Annotated in this window: 14 protein-coding genes; 3 read left to right on the top strand and 11 right to left on the bottom strand. The window is 67.5% G+C overall.

Annotated features, from left to right (window positions below; all coding sequences use genetic code 11):
• Window positions 1-26: 26 nt before the first annotated feature.
• A complete protein-coding gene (locus tag NX1_RS10425; protein ID WP_068057069.1) occupies window positions 27-884 on the top strand; it encodes a dienelactone hydrolase family protein in 858 nt (285 codons plus the stop codon).
• Window positions 885-944: 60 nt separating this feature from the next.
• Here the strand turns inward: NX1_RS10425 and NX1_RS10420 are convergent, their stop codons facing one another.
• The 5 genes from NX1_RS10420 to NX1_RS10400 all read right to left on the bottom strand — a co-directional run bounded on the left by NX1_RS10420 (window position 945) and on the right by NX1_RS10400 (window position 4,406).
• Window positions 945-1,331, bottom strand: a complete 387-nt coding sequence (locus NX1_RS10420) for a hypothetical protein (protein ID WP_068057067.1) — start codon at window positions 1,329-1,331, stop codon at window positions 945-947.
• Window positions 1,332-1,375: 44 nt separating this feature from the next.
• Window positions 1,376-2,986, bottom strand: a complete 1,611-nt coding sequence (locus tag NX1_RS10415) for a hypothetical protein (protein ID WP_157119656.1) — start codon at window positions 2,984-2,986, stop codon at window positions 1,376-1,378.
• 16 nt (window positions 2,987-3,002) lie between these two features.
• Window positions 3,003-3,314 carry a hypothetical protein gene (locus tag NX1_RS10410; protein WP_068057063.1) on the bottom strand — a complete coding sequence of 104 codons (312 nt, stop codon included), beginning with the start codon at window positions 3,312-3,314 and terminating at the stop codon, window positions 3,003-3,005.
• 477 nt (window positions 3,315-3,791) lie between these two features.
• On the bottom strand, window positions 3,792-4,100 hold the full coding sequence (locus tag NX1_RS10405) for a DUF6802 family protein (protein WP_068057061.1): 309 nt from the start codon (window positions 4,098-4,100) through the stop codon (window positions 3,792-3,794).
• A 114-nt stretch (window positions 4,101-4,214) separates the two neighbouring features.
• Entirely contained in the window at window positions 4,215-4,406 is a 192-nt protein-coding gene (locus NX1_RS10400) for a PspC domain-containing protein (protein WP_068057059.1), read from the bottom strand.
• 223 nt (window positions 4,407-4,629) lie between these two features.
• Here NX1_RS10400 and NX1_RS10395 point away from each other — a divergent pair, with 223 nt between their 5' ends.
• Window positions 4,630-6,282 carry an ABC-F family ATP-binding cassette domain-containing protein gene (locus NX1_RS10395; RefSeq protein ID WP_068057057.1) on the top strand — a complete coding sequence of 551 codons (1,653 nt, stop codon included), beginning with the start codon at window positions 4,630-4,632 and terminating at the stop codon, window positions 6,280-6,282.
• A gap of 48 nt (window positions 6,283-6,330) precedes the next feature.
• Here NX1_RS10395 and NX1_RS10390 read toward each other — a convergent pair whose 3' ends face one another.
• The 6 genes from NX1_RS10390 to NX1_RS10365 all read right to left on the bottom strand — a co-directional run bounded on the left by NX1_RS10390 (window position 6,331) and on the right by NX1_RS10365 (window position 14,392).
• On the bottom strand, window positions 6,331-7,206 hold the full coding sequence (locus tag NX1_RS10390; protein WP_068057055.1) for a type IV toxin-antitoxin system AbiEi family antitoxin: 876 nt from the start codon (window positions 7,204-7,206) through the stop codon (window positions 6,331-6,333).
• Window positions 7,207-7,335: 129 nt separating this feature from the next.
• On the bottom strand, window positions 7,336-8,712 hold the full coding sequence (gene glmM / locus NX1_RS10385; protein WP_068057053.1) for a phosphoglucosamine mutase: 1,377 nt from the start codon (window positions 8,710-8,712) through the stop codon (window positions 7,336-7,338).
• A 212-nt stretch (window positions 8,713-8,924) separates the two neighbouring features.
• Complete coding sequence (gene rpsI, locus NX1_RS10380) at window positions 8,925-9,425, bottom strand: 30S ribosomal protein S9 (protein WP_068057052.1); 501 nt, start codon at window positions 9,423-9,425, stop codon at window positions 8,925-8,927.
• A complete protein-coding gene (gene rplM / locus NX1_RS10375; RefSeq protein WP_067833240.1) occupies window positions 9,422-9,865 on the bottom strand; it encodes a 50S ribosomal protein L13 in 444 nt (147 codons plus the stop codon). Before rplM ends, rpsI begins: the two co-directional genes overlap by 4 nt.
• Window positions 9,866-10,041: 176 nt before the next feature.
• Complete coding sequence (locus tag NX1_RS10370) at window positions 10,042-11,760, bottom strand: hypothetical protein (RefSeq protein WP_068057050.1); 1,719 nt, start codon at window positions 11,758-11,760, stop codon at window positions 10,042-10,044.
• A 73-nt stretch (window positions 11,761-11,833) separates the two neighbouring features.
• Window positions 11,834-14,392: an FHA domain-containing protein gene (locus NX1_RS10365; RefSeq protein ID WP_068057048.1), complete on the bottom strand. Its 2,559-nt coding sequence runs from the start codon at window positions 14,390-14,392 to the stop codon at window positions 11,834-11,836.
• A 155-nt stretch (window positions 14,393-14,547) separates the two neighbouring features.
• On the opposite strand from NX1_RS10365, the gene NX1_RS10360 reads away from it, so the two are divergent.
• Entirely contained in the window at window positions 14,548-15,939 is a 1,392-nt protein-coding gene (locus NX1_RS10360; protein WP_068057167.1) for a neutral zinc metallopeptidase, read from the top strand.
• Window positions 15,940-15,954: the final 15 nt, after the last annotated feature.

Here is a 15,954-nt window from a genome sequence, read left to right as displayed (position 1 = left end):
AGTACTTATCGGTTAACGTTCACGTCGTGTCGGCGTCTGTGAAATCGCTACTGAGCACCCTGACCAGCCGCGGCCCGCACCGGGTGCTGCGGGGGAATCTGGCTATCGCGGGCCAGCCCGGGGTCGTCTATACGCCCGAGAACGGACGTGGATTGCCCGCCGTCGCGTTCGGGCACGGCTGGCTCACCGGCGTCGGCAACTATCGCGACCTGCTGCAACACCTGGCGTCCTGGGGTTTCGTCGTCGCCGCGCCCGACACCGAGCGCGGTCCGATTCCGTCACACCTCGGCCTCGCGACCGACTTGCTCACCAGCCTCGACATCTGCACCGGTGTTCGCCTCGGCGACGGCGAGATCAGCGTGCACCCCGACAAGCTCGCCCTGGTCGGGCACGGCATGGGCGCGGGCGCCGCTGTGATCGCCGCGGCGCAGCGCAAGGTCGCCGCGTACGCCGCCCTTTTCCCCGCGCCGACCGCCCCCGCCGCGGAAACGCTCGCCCCCGACCTCGAGATCCCCGCGCTCATCGTGGCGGGCGCGACGGACGTCTCCTCCGTCAGCTCCAACGCGTTGCCACTCACCGCCGCGTGGGGCGGCGAAGCGCTGCTGCGCACTATCGACGGAGCCTCGCACAACGGCATCATCGAGGGCCGCCGCGCACTGGCCGCGCTCGGCGCGGGCAAGCACGAAGCAAAAACCGCCCGCACCACCCGCGCGCTCCTCGTCGGCTACCTCAACTACACCCTGCTCGGCGACAAGACCTACAAGCCGTTCGCCGACCCGGAAGCCGTCATCCCGCACACCCAGCTCGTCGACCCGAACGCGCCGCAGGAAGAGGAAAAGCCGAAGCTCTCCATCGGCACCCTCGCCCACTTGCTGCGCAAGTAAGGCGACACGCCGCCCACTCGAACGCGAGCGGCGCTCCCCGCTTTCAGATGCCCCCAGCCGTCAGATCAACCAACTCTTCCGTCGGTAGTACTCCGACTCGGGATCGTCGTCCTCGTCGATCGGCGTGACGACACCCTTCGACTTGCGCGCCGCGATCGACCTGGCGATCGCCTCGCGCTGCTCCCGCGCCTCGGCCGCGAGCCGTTCCTGCTCGGCCCTGGCCTCGACCTCTTGCCGTTCCCTTTCCTCGGCCTCGGCCTGGGCCTTCGCGATCTCCTCGCCGTGTTCTTCCCAGAACTCGCGCATCGCGGCCGCGGACTGCTCGGCGAGCTCGCGGCTCTTGTCGGCCGTCCTCCGGTTTATCTCGATCAAATCTTCTGAGATCGCTGCGGATATCCGGCGGCACTCGTCAGCGATCCGGTCCATCTCCTCGGCGTAATTCACCATGCCTGCACTCCTAGCCGATCCCAATCATGCTGCGCGAGCCGGAATCACAGCGGTCCCGCCTCCGCCAGCTGCGCACCGCTGTCGAAAGGTTCTTCCGGTTCTTTGGTGTCCTCTTCGATGACCGGCGCCGGAATCGGCTCCGGCTTGTACTCGCCATCCTCTTCCCGCTTGGTACCCGGCGGAACCGGCGTGGACCCACCGGGATTGCCGGTACCGCCCTCCGGATTCTCGGCGGGCTTGCCGTCTCCGGGAGGAGCCTCACCCTCGGCGGGCTTCTGCCCGGTGTCGCTGATGACCGGATTGCCGTTCTCGTCGAACTTCATGTTGTATTCGTGCGAGGTGCCATCGGCATCGGTCGCGACCAGTTTCAGCTGACCATCCGGTCCCATTTCGAATTTCAGATGCTTGCCCGCGAGATCGAACTCGGCCTTCGCCTTGTCGTCCTTGTTCTCCTCGTCGGTCTTCGCGTCGTCTTCCGCCTGCTTGGTGACCTCTTCCAGCTGTTCCAACGCCGTGTCGACGCCGTCTTGAATGACACCGCTCAACGCGCTCAGACCCGAAGTCAAGCCCGTGGCAATGGTGCTCGCCGCCGAAGAGAGCGACGAGGCCAAGCTCGCGAGACCCGCCAACGACGTCGATTGCGTCGAGTCGTCATCGTCGTCGGTCGTCGTGTCATCCGGTGTGGTGCTCGGACCAGGATTGTTGCTGGGTCCGGGGCTCGGACCGGGGCTAGGACCTGGGCTGGGACCCGGGCCGGGATCTCCCGGCGAGGGGTTGGTGGCTTTGGGTGTCCCGGCAGGTCGGGGATACGACTCCTCGGGGATCTTCTTCACCGCGTTGATGATCAGATCGTATGCTTCGGTGACTTTGATATCCGTCTGGTTACAGGCTTCGAGGAATTTCGTTGTTTTCGATGCGTAGTCCGGCTTGAAGACGTTGTCCAGCCAGTGTTGGCACCGCTCCTTGATCATTTCCGCATAAGGAGTACCTCCTATGGTCAAACCGCGGAAGATCAGGTCGTTCGCAGCTGAGTTGATCCCATCTACGAATCCCTCACGCATATCCGGGAAGATCCGTTCGATCCTTCTGACCGCAGTCTCTCCAGACAAGTTGTTGGACAAGCCGATCCCTTGGGCCCCAGAAATGATCGCGTCTATATCCTCCGGCGACTTGCCGCCGATCCTTATCTCTTCGCCATTCTCCAGAATATGGAGCACCTGGTCCGACTTAATCTTGACGGCTGAACGAAGACTCTGCGGTGCCTTTTCGAAGGCCCCGAGGATTTCCTGAGCGATCTTGGCATCTGCGTCTGCCAACCTGAGCTGAGTGGACATCATGCTCAGCGCCGCAGTCGCCGCATCACCCTGCCAAACCTGCGAAATGCTCTGCGATGTCCTCGATTGCGCACCGTATTGTTCTTGCATCGCCTTGACAACCTCTTTCAAGGCGTCGACCGTGTGCGTGAGTTTGTCCTCGTTCAGCCCGTTCTGCTCATAGAACCGCTCGTGCAGCTCTTTATAGCTCTTCAGGTCGCCGGACAATCTGCCGAAGGCACGCGTATAGCGAGGCTCGAAGTGTTCGAAGTACCGCAGCATCTTCGATCCGTGTTCCAGCAGCTGAGCGACAGTGCTGGATACAGGAGCATCGGAAGTCATTCTTCGGTCCCCCAGGTCACTTGTTGTTCAGTTCGCTGGCACGCTGTTCGTCCACGGTGGAGTAGCTGACCACCGCCGCGCCGATCACGTCCGCGGTGGCGCCGCTCGCGTTCGACCAGTCATCGATGCGCTGGCGCAGCTCCTCCAGCCCGGCCTGAATGTCCTTGCCCTTACTCGTGTACTTCGATCCGGCGTCGCCCGGCCCGAACAGGTTGTCGCTGATCTTCTTGATCTGATTCTTGACGACGTCGGTCGACGCCTGAAGCTCATTGCTCAACCTGCCGAGCTCACCGGTCTTGACACCAAGCGTGCTGCTCGTGTTGGTCATCAGTACGGGGCCCCTCCGTAGTCGCTTCGTCCGATCCCCAGATCGGAACCCTAGGTGGCCTAGGCACGCCGAGTATCGCCATACCTTCTTCGACGTGTTTGGCCTGCACTCGGTTCCATCGGATCCACGCGATTCGCCGCAGTCGTACCCAGAAACCTACTGGGCGAGGCGGCGCGGCTCAATCGGGGCCGTTGTGCGTGGACGCAGGTTCCGATGATCCGCACATGATATGCGGATCATCGCAGCCTGCGGCCTGGTTCACCCCTCGATGGGGTCGGCGTTCGGGGACCGTATGGAGGTGAGTGTAGTCGGCGCGCCGGAGTCGCGTGGCGGCGCGCGTTTTCGGGCCTGGTGATGGGATTCGTTCGGCCGAGCCGGGAGGCTCCCGTCGGCACGGAGTCCTGTGAGCCACACGGTGACTCTCGGAAGAGTCTGTGGCAGGCACCTTTTGGTGGTACGCCCGCTGGCGAACGTCGACTACTTCCCGAGCTTGCCCTGATCGGTGCGTACCCATTCGGAGGATCCGTCCGGGTGGCGGTGGAATTCCCAGGCGGCGTAGTCGCCGTCTTTCTCCACGACGGTGACGTGGTCGGCAAAGCCGTCGTGGTCGTAGTCCGTCCAGACCTGCATCGCGTCGTCGCCCTGGGTGGTGATGGAGTCCAGGACGCCGTCGGCGTTGATGTCCTGGGTGGGCTGGTTCAGTTCGACCTCACCGAGGCCACCGAGCGGCGTGGACGCGTCGATGTCGGGTAAATCCAGACCCGGGAACTCGCCGGACGTGATCATGGCTCCTCCTCGGACGGGACTCGTGCGTTGGGACGGAACTCCCGCGAAACGCGGGGAATCACTCCATCCTGTCATCCACGAGTCCCTGGCGCAGCCCCGACCCGGTCGCGGCGGTCACTTTTTCGGAATCACCAGCCAGAGAACGAGGTACAGGATGAACTGCGGGCCGGGCAGCAGGCAGGACAGCACGAACAACAGCCGGACGATGCCCGCGTTCCAGCCGAAGTACTCTGCGATGCCACCGCAGACTCCGGCGATCCACTTGTCGTGGGAGCTGCGGGTGAGGCGGCGGGCGGGTGCGGTCATCGGATTTCCCTCTCTGGTGTCGAACGCTGTGCCATCCACTTTCCGCGTGAACGCGCTCGCGCACATCGGTCCGTTGACCCATCGGCACCCTGAATTCTCGGAGCCCCGGCTCAGGGTGAAACCCCGAGTACGAGCGTGAACGCGGTTCGTCCTGCGGCCGGTGGGGATCTTTCGACGGCGACCCCGTGCGGTGCGCCGACGCGAGCACGGCAGACTTCTTCGAGTGAGCACCACTTTGCATGCGCGCGGCCTCTCCGCAGGACACGGCGAACGCACCCTGTTCGACGAACTGGACCTGACGCTCGCTCCCGGTGACGTGATCGGCTTGGTCGGCGTCAACGGCGCGGGCAAGTCGACGTTGCTGCGCATGCTCGCCGACCGGAAGACGCCCACCGGCGCGATCACCCTCAGCCCGCCGGACGCGACGGTCGGCTACCTGGCGCAGGAGCCGGAGCGGATTCCCGGCGAAACCGTACTCGAGTTCCTCGGCCGCCGGACCGGGGTCACGGCGGCGCAGCACGCCATGGACTCCGCCGCGGAGCGCCTCGCCGAGGGTGGCGCGGACGACTACACACCCGCGTTGGAGCATTGGCTCGCGCTCGGTGGAGCCGACCTCGATCAGCGGGCCGAGGAGGTCGCCGCGGAGCTCGGACTCACCGCAGGCCTCGCGAGCGGGCTGGAAACGCCGATGACCGGTCTCTCCGGCGGTCAAGCGGCGCGGGCCGGTCTGGCATCGGTCTTGTTGTCCCGCTTCGACATTCTGCTGCTCGACGAGCCTACGAACGACCTGGACCTGGACGGACTCGCTCGCCTCGAACAGTTCGTCACCGGTGTACGCGTGCCGCTGATGGTGATCAGTCACGATCGAGAGTTCTTGGCGCGCACCGTCAACCGGATCGTCGAACTGGATCTCGCGCAGCAGCAGGTCGGTATCTACGACGGCGGCTACGAGTCGTACCTCGCCGAACGGGCGATCGCCCGCCAGCACGCCAGGGACGCCTACGAGGAGTACGCCGACACCAAAGCGGGCCTGGAGGCGCGTGCGCAGATGCAGCGCAACTGGCTCGAGCACGGTGTGCGCAACGCCCGCCGCAAGGCGCGCGACCCGAAGAAGCTGGACTCTGACAAGGCGGGCCGCAAGATGCGCGCGGAGTCGACCGAGAAGCAGGCGGCCAAAGCACGTCAGACGCAACGTCGTATCGAGCGGCTGGAGGTGGTCGAGGAGCCGCGTAAGGAGTGGGAGCTGCGGATGTCCATCGCCGCGGCACCGCGCAGCGGGTCGGTGGTCGCCACGGTCTCCGACGCGACGGTCACCCACGGCGACTTCACCCTCGGCCCGGTCACGACCCAGGTCGACTGGGCGGACCGGATCGTGCTGACCGGAGCGAATGGTTCCGGCAAGTCGACGCTGCTCGCGCTGCTGCTCGGCAAGATCCGGCCCGACTCGGGGACCGCGACGCTTGGCTCGGGTGTCGAGATCGGCGAGGTCGATCAGGCGCGCGGACTCTTCCGCGGAACCAACTCGCTCGCGGACACTTTCGGCGCCGAGATGCCGGACTGGCCGGACGCGGAGGCGCGGACGCTGCTGGCCAAGTTCGGGCTGCGCGGGACGCACGTGATGCGCGCCTGCGACACCCTCTCGCCCGGCGAGCGCACCCGCGCCGCGCTTGCGCTGTTGCAAGCGCGCGGAGTGAATCTGCTCGTGCTGGACGAGCCGACGAACCACCTCGACCTGCCCGCGATCGAGCAGCTCGAGCAGGCCGTCGAATCCTTCACCGGCACCATGCTGCTGGTCACGCACGACCGGCGGATGCTGGATTCGGTCCGCGCGAACCGCCGCTGGCATATGGACAACGGACGGCTCACCGAGGACTGATCCGCGACGCGCCTCGAGCGTTCGAAACCGTTGGCAGGCAACCATTCGCTATCGCCCCGCCATCGCGCAGCGAATCGGCTCTACGAAGTTCTCTGGTCGCAGGTACACGTCGGAGGCGGTGGCGTAGTAGACGGTCCAACCGTCCGCCGACAGTTCGGGACGCAGCTCGTCGCGCGCTGTCGGCGCATCGCCCGAATGCCACACCGCATTGTCGTATTCCAGACCGATGCGCCATTCGGGCCAGCCCAGATCGAGCCGACGTGGCCCGTTACCGGTGAGCACGTCCACCTGAGACTCAGGGCGCGGCAATCCGGCGTCGATACAGCGCAGCCGCGTCCGCGACTCCATCGGCGACTCCGCGCGACCGTCCGCCAGCTCGATCAGCTCCGCCGCCTGCACGTAGCCACGACGTCCTCGGTGCCGTTCGCTCTCGGTCAGCAACGCGGTGCGTGAGATCCCCAGGTGCAGCGCCGAATCCAGGGTCGCCAGCGCGTCGAGCCGATCGGTGGTGCGCGCGACGTCGACCGCGGTGCGGACGGCGGTCGTCGTCACGGTGCCTTTGATCAGGTCGAGATCTCCGGGCTCGATCCGGTCACTGTGCACGACCAGGCGCGAGGTCCTCGATCGCTGGGCACCGAGCACATGCGTCACCCGGCTCTCGCCCACCGCGAATCCATGTAGTTCCGCCCCGGTCTCGTAGGCGGCTGTCAGCGACTGAGCGCCGATCGACAGCCGAGCCGCCTCCACCCGCAGTTGCGGCGTCGGCGGTGTCGCGGCTTCGCGATAGACGCCGTGGAACACGCGCACCCAATCGCCACGATCCACGCGGGTGCGCATCTCGGCGCGGCTGTACTCGCACAGGGCCTGCCATGCGGTGAAGGCGCCGAATTGCTTGTCTCGAACTTCCGTCAGTCCCGGTCGCATGAGACCACCATCGGCTACCTCGCCGATGACGCGGTTTCGGTGACCTGCGGAAACCGTCGAGCGGTGGATAACTCGGGTGCTGTGGACAACCGTCGCGGAATCGGGCTCCTACCGCCCGATCAGCGAAACCTAAACCGACGCGACTCGCTTCGCCAGATCGTCCGCGAGCTGCTTGGCCTGCACCAGATCGGTCGCCTCGACCATCACCCGCACCAGCTGCTCGGTGCCGCTGGGACGCAACAGAACCCGTCCCGTATCTCCCAGCACGCGCTCCGCTTCCAGCACCGCCTCCCGCACCTCCGGCGCGGCGGCGACCGCCGCCTTGTCGCCGACCGGCACGTTGACCAGCACCTGGGGCACGGTCCGCAGCACGCTCGCCAGGTCGGCGAGGGTGCGGTGGGTCTGGGCCATCCTGGCCATCAGGCGCAGGCCCGTGAGGATGCCGTCGCCGGTGGTGCCGTACTTCGGCAGCACCACGTGACCGGACTGTTCGCCGCCGAGGCTGTAGCCGCCGCGGCGCAGTTCCTCCAGCACGTAGCGGTCGCCGACGGCGGTGGTACGCAGCGTGATTCCGGCGTCGCGCATCGCGATGTGCAGGCCGAGGTTGCTCATGACGGTGGCGACGAGCGTGTCGCCCACCAGGTCGCCCGCGTCCTTCATGGCGATGGCGAGGATCGCGAGGATCGCGTCGCCGTCGACGATATTGCCTTCGGCGTCGACGGCGAGGCAGCGGTCGGCGTCGCCGTCGTGTGCCAGGCCCAGGTCGGCGCCGTGCTCGCGCACCGCGCGCTGTACCTGCTCCAAGTGGGTCGAGCCGCAGCCCTCGTTGATGTTGAGGCCGTCGGGTTCGGCGTTGATGGCGATCACCGTCGCGCCCGCTTCGCGGTACGCGGCGGGACCGACCTCGGCGGCCGCGCCGTGCGCGCAGTCGACCACCACGGTGAGCCCGCTCAGGTCTTGCGCGGTGGCCTCGACCAGGTGCTCGACATACCGCTCGTGAGTGCCTTCGAGGCTGTACTGGTCCGGGATGACGATCCCGTGATCGCGCGCGCCGGAGGCGTTCAGCACCCGCCCGATGTCGGCGCCGGTCGGGCGCGCCATGGCGTCCTCGGCCACCAGCGCCTCGATCCGGTCCTCGACGGCATCGTCGAGCTTGTGACCGCCTGCGGCGAAGATCTTGATGCCGTTGTCCGGCATCGGGTTGTGCGAGGCGGAGATCATCACGCCGAGACACGCGTCGTAGAGACCGGTCAGGTAGGCGACCGCCGGAGTCGGCAGCACCCCCACCGAGAGCACGTCGACACCCGCCGCGGTCAGCCCGGCGGTCACGGCGGCCTCCAGCATTTCGCCGGATGCCCGCGGGTCGCGGCCGACCACCGCGAGCGCGCGCTTCTTGCCGCGGCCGAGCACCTGCGCCGCCGCTCCCGAAACCCGCAGTGCCAGCTCCGGACTCAGCGATCCATTGGCAAGCCCGCGGACACCGTCCGTGCCGAACAAACGTCCCATACCTCGCCCCTCATCGGTGGTTTCGCGACATGCGAATGGGCCTGCAGGCGTTGGCCTGCGCAACCGTGCGTGGCGCGCGAACGCCGCGACTCAATACAGCGAGAGCAGGCGACCAGCGGTGCTGGAAGCCTGCTCTCGTACAGCTGCAGCGCCGACCATACCGCCCCCGGCCCCCACAGGGTGCCGGATGGCGGGGATCGACGAAGCCAAAATCAGCGCTTCGAGTACTGAGGCGCCTTACGCGCCTTCTTGAGACCGTACTTCTTGCGCTCGGTGGCACGCGGGTCACGGGTCAGGAAGCCCGCCCGCTTCAGGGCGGGACGGTCCTCGGGGGTGACCTCGATCAGCGCGCGGGCGATGGCCAGACGCAGGGCGCCTGCCTGGCCCGACGGGCCGCCGCCGACCAGGCGAGCGTGCACGTCGAAGGACTCGGTGCGCTCGACGGTCACCAGCGGCGACTTGACCAGCTGCTGGTGCACCTTGTTCGGGAAGTAGTCCTCGATGGTGCGGCCGTTGAGCACGAAGTTGCCGGAGCCGGGCAGCAGCCGGACGCGGACGACGGCCTCCTTGCGGCGGCCGACGGTCTGCACCGGACGGTCGATGACGACCGGGGCGTAGGCGGCGGGCTCGGCCTCGTAGCCGTAGTCCTCCTCCACGACCTCGACGGCGGCCTCTTCGGAGAAGTCCTCGTTGTATTCCTCGGGAGCGGTCACTGGGCCACCTGCTTGATCTCGAACGGAACGGGCTGCTGAGCGGCGTGCGGATGGGTCGGGCCCGCGTAGACCTTGAGCTTGCCCGCGATCGCGTTGCCCAGCTTGTTCTTCGGGATCATGCCCTTGACGGCCTTCTCCACGAGACGCTCCGGACGGGTCTCCAACACCTGACCGACAGTGCGCGACTTGAGGCCGCCCGGGTGCCCGGAGTGGTGGTGGATGAGCTTGTCGGTGCGCTTGTTGCCGGAGATGGCAATCTTGTCCGCGTTGATGATGATGACGAAGTCGCCACCATCGAAGTTCGGCGCGTAGGTCGGCTTGTTCTTGCCACGCAGCAGATTCGCTGCCTGGACGGCAAGACGGCCGAGCACTACGTCAGTGGCGTCGATGACGTACCACTTACGGGTCACGTCACCCGCCTTGGGGCTGTACGTAGGCACAGTGCTTCCCTGTCTGTCGTCGGTGTTGCCGGCCAAGCGTGCGGTCGAGGTGAACCCCGGCGGCCGGTTGAGACCCGGGCCTCGGTGTGCGACCTGGTGATCCACGGGGAATCTCCCGGCCGTCCACACGCCAACGCAGAACGATACCAGGAAGGTATCGAGGGACCCGAATCCAGTCAGATCTCGACCGGAGCCCCCGGGTCGATAGCGCCCGGCGGTCCCGGCACTACATATCGGAGCGTGTCCATGTTCGGCGGGGCGCATTCCGACTCCGCCGACGAGGGCACCCGCACCGTGGCGATCCCCTGCCTGCGATCCTCTGGCGCGATGTGCGGCGTCAGCCCGCACGACGCGGGCGCCGGCTCGCCGAGCACCGAGCGGACCGGCTGGGCGGCGCCAGTGAGCTCCACCCTGTCGCCCTCGGAAGGCATCGCCACCACGGCGAGCGCCACCGCGCCTACCACGGCCTGCGCACCGAACAGATTGCCCTTCATCTTGTTCCAGAGCTTGCCCTTGTGCTCTTTGCCGTCCTCGGCGTCCTCGGCGGACGGCTCCTGCCAGGAACCCTTGTGGCCGGCCTGCGGGTACGGCGACGCGGAACCGGGCGGCTGCGAGGCGGGCGCCTGACGACCCAGCACGGTGGTCCGCTGATCGTCGGGCTGCTGACCCGGCGGCCTGGTGAACCGGCTGCCCAGTTCGGCCAGGTTCGGCGGCAGACTGCGCGCCAGATCCTCGCGGGTGACGCGGGTGGTCGGCTCCTCGCTGGGCTGCGGTTCGGCGCTCGGCGGGGCGGTCGGGTAGCCGGGGCCGTAGGTGACCACGGGCGATCCCGGTGAGGACGGCGGACCGAGGTCGGGCCGCTGCGCTGTTTCCGGTGGACGCTGAGCAGGCTCGACGGGACGCTGCGCCGGTTCGACCGGCCGCTGCCCCGCGTCCGCCTGCCACTGCGGCGCCTGCATCTGCTGCTGAGGATGCGCTTGCTGCGGCGGGGCGTAGTCGTTTCGCTGCCCGCCCTCGGCGTGCCTGCCCCCTTGCTCCGGCTCACCCGACTCACTGTCGGTCACCAAGAGGTGCGTGGCCCCGAGCACCAGCGCGTGCATCGGATGATCGGCGACATGCAACCGGTGGCCCAGGTGGTTCTGGAAAGCGAAGCGCAACGCCTCGTTGAAACAGACATTGCCGCTCAGCAGCACCGTCGAGGTGTCAGCTCCGATGGAGCGGGCCGCGGCCATGACCTCGATCACCACGTTGTCGGCCGAGCGCGCGTCGCGCATCGCGTCGCCGGTAACCGGCACGTCGACCGATTCGGTGGGCTGCTCGTCGTCCCCGTGCACCGCGACGACGAGCATCGTGCGGCCGTCGGAGTACACGCCGGTGGCGCCGACACCGCGCGGATTGCGTCCGTCGGGCGCGCGCACCAAACCGAGAGCCCGCACGTAACCCGAGAGCGCGACGCTCTCCGGCAGCGGCTCCACCACCACGTCGAGCGTCTCGACGAGCTCGGCGTACACCTCGACCTTCTCGTCCGGCCAGCCGTCCGGGAAGGGCAGCGCCACCACGTCCGGTTTGCCGCGTAGGTACTTGCCGATGGCGGCGAGCGGGTTGTACATCCTTGCGCGGAAGACCATCTCCGCGGGCCAGGTCGCCCCGGCCACCACGATCTGCGGGTGACCGAGGATGTCGCGGACGTCGGCGATGGCCATCCCGAGATCGGGACGCTGCCGGTCGACGCCCGCGGTGTGCAGCCGTCCCGACGAATCGGCCAGCAAATACGCCGGTGGCGTGTACGTACCTTCCACCTGCACCGGCCGGATCGGAGTACGTCCACCGCCCGCTGCCACGGACACCACATCCCAGCCGAGATGCACTGCCCCTACTCGCACCGTCACAGTCATAAGTGTGCCTGCTGCGTGAGCGACACGCTCGCGATCCCACCCGACCATGGGTCGTGGCGGCTCGAGTAGGTGGTCACGCCGCCGACTTCTTCAGCCGTAGCCGCTGCCAGGTCACGAACGCGAGCAGCGCGGTGATCACCAGCAACAGCGTCACGTCGAGGATCCAGATGCCCGCGGTGTGGTCCCAGAGCTTGTCTTGCTGGGCGTTCGCGAAGATGGTCTTGATGTCGACCGTCGACGCGCCCGCCGCGTAACCCCAGCGCGCGGGGAACAACCAGGACAGCTGTTCCAAGACGACACGGTCGGTGACCGGGATGAGCCCGCCCGCCATCACCAGCTGCACCATGATCATGACGACGAGCATCGGCATGACCTGCTCGTTCGACTTCGCCAGGCTCGAGATCAGCAGACCGAACACCACACAGCACACCGCGGTCAGCGCGATGTCGATGTACAGCTCGAAACTGCCGGACGACAACACCGCACCCGCGCCGGGCGGGTTCTTGCCCGCCAGCGTGATCCCGACGAGCACCGCGGCCTGGAGGAACGCGGTGACGCTGAACACCGCGATCTTGGCCATCAGGTACGCCGAGGGCAGCAGGCCGACCGCGCGCTCGCGATAGAAGATCGTGCGCTCGCCGACCAGGTCGCGCACGGTAAGCGTGGCGCCCATGAAGCAGGCGCCGAGAATGAGCACGACGAGCAATTGCTGAGTCTCGCCGCCGCCGACGCGCACGATCTCGCCGGTGGGCAAGGTCGTCAGTCCGCCGGGCGCGAAACCGTTCTTGCCGGGCACAACCAGCGACAGCACACCCAGAATGAACGGCAGCAGCAAGAGGAAGACCAGATAGCCGCGGTCGGCGAAGATCAGCCGGATCTGTCTGCGCACCAGCGTGGAGAACTGTTTGAACCCGCTCGACTGCGGCGGGCTGCCCGCGGGTCCGTAGCGCGGCGGTGGGGGCGGCGGTGGCGCGAACGCCTGTCTGGATCGGTAGGCCGCGAACGCCTGATCCGGATTGGCCGCCACGTTCGCGAAGATCTCGGCCCAGTCGCTGGTGCCAAGAGCCCCGCCGACACCGGCCGGATGCCCGCAGAAGGCGGTCTTGCCGCCCGGCGCCAGCAGCAGCACCTGATCGCACATGTCGAGGCAGGCCACCGAGTGGGTCACCACGATGACCACGCGACCCGCGTCGGCCAGCTCGCGCAGCATCACCATGACCTGCCGGTCCAGCGCCGGGTCGAGACCCGAGGTCGGCTCGTCCAGGATCAGCAGCGAGGGACCGGTGAGCAGTTCGAGCGCCACCGACGCGCGCTTGCGCTGACCGCCGGAGAGCCGGTCCACCCTGGTATCGGCGTGTTCGGTGAGCGAAAGCTCTTTCAGCACACCGTCGATCACCTGCTGGCGGTCGGCCTTGGTGGTGTCCGGCGGCAGCCGCAGCTCGGCGGCGTAGCCGAGCGCCTGGCGCACCGTGAGCTGCCGGTGCAGCACGTCGTCCTGCGGGACCATGCCGATACGGGAACGCAGCGCCTCGTACTCGGCGTGCAGGTTACGGCCCTCGAAGGTCACCACGCCGCCGGACGGCTGAGTGGTGCCGGCGATCAGCTTCGAGAGCGTCGACTTGCCCGCGCCCGATGGGCCGATGAGCGCGGTGAGCGTGCCGCGGCCCGCCTGCATGTTCACGTCGACGAGCAGTTGCTTGTTGCCCTCGACGGTGAATCCGACGCCGTGCACGTGCAGACCTTGTTCGGCGACCGGCTTCTGCCGATGCACCAGGGTGCCCTGCTGGACGACGAAGTCGACGTTGCCGATGGTGACGATGTCGCGCTCGCGCAGCACCGTTCGCTGCTGGCGGGTGCCGTTGACGAAGGTGCCGTTCGCCGAGCCGAGGTCCTCGATGGTGAGGCCGCCGTCGTCCGCGACGAGGCGGGCGTGCTTGCGGGAGGCCAGCGGATCGTTGACGACGATCTGGTTGTCGGTGGTGCGGCCGATGGTCAGGCCGCTGGACGGGATCCGGTCCGCCCTGGCGATCGGCGAGGTCGACGCCCTCGCGCGCAGCGGCGGCAGCGCGGAAGTGTCGGCCTTGGTGGTCATGTTGAAGTTGGGTTGCTGCGGCGTCGGCTGCGAGGGCGGCTGGTGCGCCCCGACCGGTTGATGCGAGGGCAGCGGCTGATGCGGCGCCGGCGGGTGGTGCGACGGGGCGGGCTGATGCGCGGGCTGCCCGACCGGCGGACGGTTCGGATGCTGGTAATTCGGCCGTTGCCGAACCGCCTGCTGCGGCTGCGACGACGGTTGCGGCGTGTGCGCGGGCCGGACCGGCGCCGCGGCGGGCAGCAGGTGCAGCAGCGGACCGCTGATCGCGTCGCCGAGCCTGACCTGCGTCGGTCGGTCGATGGACACCGGCTGACTCAGCCTGCGCGCGTCCACGAAAACGCCATTGGTACTGCCGTTGTCGGTGAGAACCCAGCCACTCCCCTGCCAGGCCAGTGTCGCGTGCACCCGCGACACCAGCGGGCTGTCGACGAACAGCGTCACCTCGGGCGCACGGCCCATGGTGACTTTCTGATTCGAATCGAAGACCCGTTCAGTTCCATCATGGCGCACGGTGATGGTCTGCGCCCCCGGTAAAGACATGCAGCGGATACTATGCCATCAACCGGACATCGGCGGTGCCCCCGACGCGCCTCTCGCCCCGATCCGGCGACCGACGAGAACGTGCTACCGGCCGACTAGGGGGAGCTTTGCCGAAACTCCAAGCGACCGCTGTCATTACGGTTGTGCTGTGCGCGATGGCCCTGCTCGCGGGGTGTACGCGCACGGTGGACGGCCGTGCGGTCTCGGTCTACGACGATCCGTTCAAGGTGGCCGGACTGCCCACGACGAGCGGCCCGAGCGGACCGCGGGCCGGGGTGCCCGACTCCGACCTCACCGCGGCCAACGGCGACGGCGGCGCGATCGACACCCTGGCGCTCAACGCCATCGACGACATCCAGACCTACTGGCGCGCCGAGTACGGCAAGGAGTTCGACGGCGAATTCCGACCGGTCGAACGGCGCATCTCCTGGAGCGCGAAGGCGCCGCGCAACGAGGCACCCGAGTTCTGCAAGGAGACGACCTACCGGCTGGTGAACGCGGCCTTCTGCCGCTTGGACAACTCCATCGGCTGGGACCGCTCGGTGCTGCTGCCCACCATGGAGGACACCTTCGGCAAGATGGCCGTGGTCATGGTGCTCGCCCACGAATACGGGCACGCCGTGCAGGCGCAGGCCAAGATCGTCGATTCGAAGGACCCGGTGATCGTCAAGGAGCAGCAGGCCGACTGCTTCGCGGGCGCGTTCATTCGTCACGTGGCGGAGGGCAAGTCGAAGCACTTCACCATCAACACCTCCGACGGCCTCAACACGGTGCTCGCCGCCACCGTCGCGATCCGCGACTCCGACCCCGACGATCCGGAGAGCGTGCACGGCTCCGCGTTCGAGCGGGTCACCGCGGTGCAGATCGGATTCACCGACGGCCCCAAGGCGTGCAAGGGCATCGACATCGACGAGATCAACCAGCGGCGCGGCGGTCTGCCGCAGACGCTCGGCGGCAGCACCGGTGAGTATCCGATCGATAAGGAGAGCCTGGTCGAGCTCACCAAGGCGCTCGCGGCGATCCTGCCCGTGAAAGACAGCCCGACCTACAACTACAGCGGCGCGAAGATCGACTGCCGCGACGGAACCACCACCTCGCCTGTCTCCTACTGTCCCGCCGAGAATCTCATCGCCACCGACATCCCCGAGCTCGCCAAACGCGGCACCGCCGACTTCGACGAGGACAACCCGCTGCCGCTCAAAGTGACCGGCGACTACAACGGTTACGTCGTCTTCATCGCCCGCTACACCCTCGCGGTGCAGCAGAGCCACGGCCAGTCGCTGGTCGGCGCCAAGACCGGGCTGCGCGCCGCCTGCCTGGCAGGCGTGGTCACCGGCAAGCTCGCCGACCCGAATCGCCAACGCACCCAAGGCGACATCTCCCTTGCCGCGGGCGATCTCGACGAGGCGGTGTCGGGTCTGCTCACCGACGGCCTCGCGGCCAGCGACGCGCAGGGCAAGACGGTGCCGAGCGGGTTCGCCAGGGTGGACGCCTTCCGCGCGGGCGTACTCAACGGCGAGAACACCTGCATGTCCCGGTACTCCTAGGTCCGGCAAGTGCTC

Source organism: Nocardia xishanensis NBRC 101358 (assembly GCF_001613365.1).
GTDB lineage: Bacteria > Actinomycetota > Actinomycetes > Mycobacteriales > Mycobacteriaceae > Nocardia > Nocardia xishanensis.
The sequence above is the reverse complement of the archived record's forward strand: the minus strand, read 5'-3'. Positions and strand labels throughout refer to the sequence as shown.

What these genes read in the sequence shown, in the direction of transcription:
- NX1_RS10390 (WP_068057055.1), bottom strand. Translation starts at nt 7,206, where the DNA reads ATGCGACCGGGACTGACGGAAGTTCGAGACAAGCAATTCGGCGCCTTC.
- NX1_RS10410 (WP_068057063.1), bottom strand. Translation starts at nt 3,314, where the DNA reads ATGACCAACACGAGCAGCACGCTTGGTGTCAAGACCGGTGAGCTCGGC.
- NX1_RS10400 (WP_068057059.1), bottom strand. Translation starts at nt 4,406, where the DNA reads ATGACCGCACCCGCCCGCCGCCTCACCCGCAGCTCCCACGACAAGTGG.
- NX1_RS10405 (WP_068057061.1), bottom strand. Translation starts at nt 4,100, where the DNA reads ATGATCACGTCCGGCGAGTTCCCGGGTCTGGATTTACCCGACATCGAC.
- NX1_RS10365 (WP_068057048.1), bottom strand. Translation starts at nt 14,392, where the DNA reads ATGTCTTTACCGGGGGCGCAGACCATCACCGTGCGCCATGATGGAACT.
- NX1_RS10370 (WP_068057050.1), bottom strand. Translation starts at nt 11,760, where the DNA reads ATGACTGTGACGGTGCGAGTAGGGGCAGTGCATCTCGGCTGGGATGTG.
- NX1_RS10415 (WP_157119656.1), bottom strand. Translation starts at nt 2,986, where the DNA reads ATGACTTCCGATGCTCCTGTATCCAGCACTGTCGCTCAGCTGCTGGAA.
- glmM (WP_068057053.1), bottom strand. Translation starts at nt 8,712, where the DNA reads ATGGGACGTTTGTTCGGCACGGACGGTGTCCGCGGGCTTGCCAATGGA.
- NX1_RS10420 (WP_068057067.1), bottom strand. Translation starts at nt 1,331, where the DNA reads ATGGTGAATTACGCCGAGGAGATGGACCGGATCGCTGACGAGTGCCGC.
- NX1_RS10360 (WP_068057167.1), top strand. Translation starts at nt 14,548, where the DNA reads ATGGCCCTGCTCGCGGGGTGTACGCGCACGGTGGACGGCCGTGCGGTC.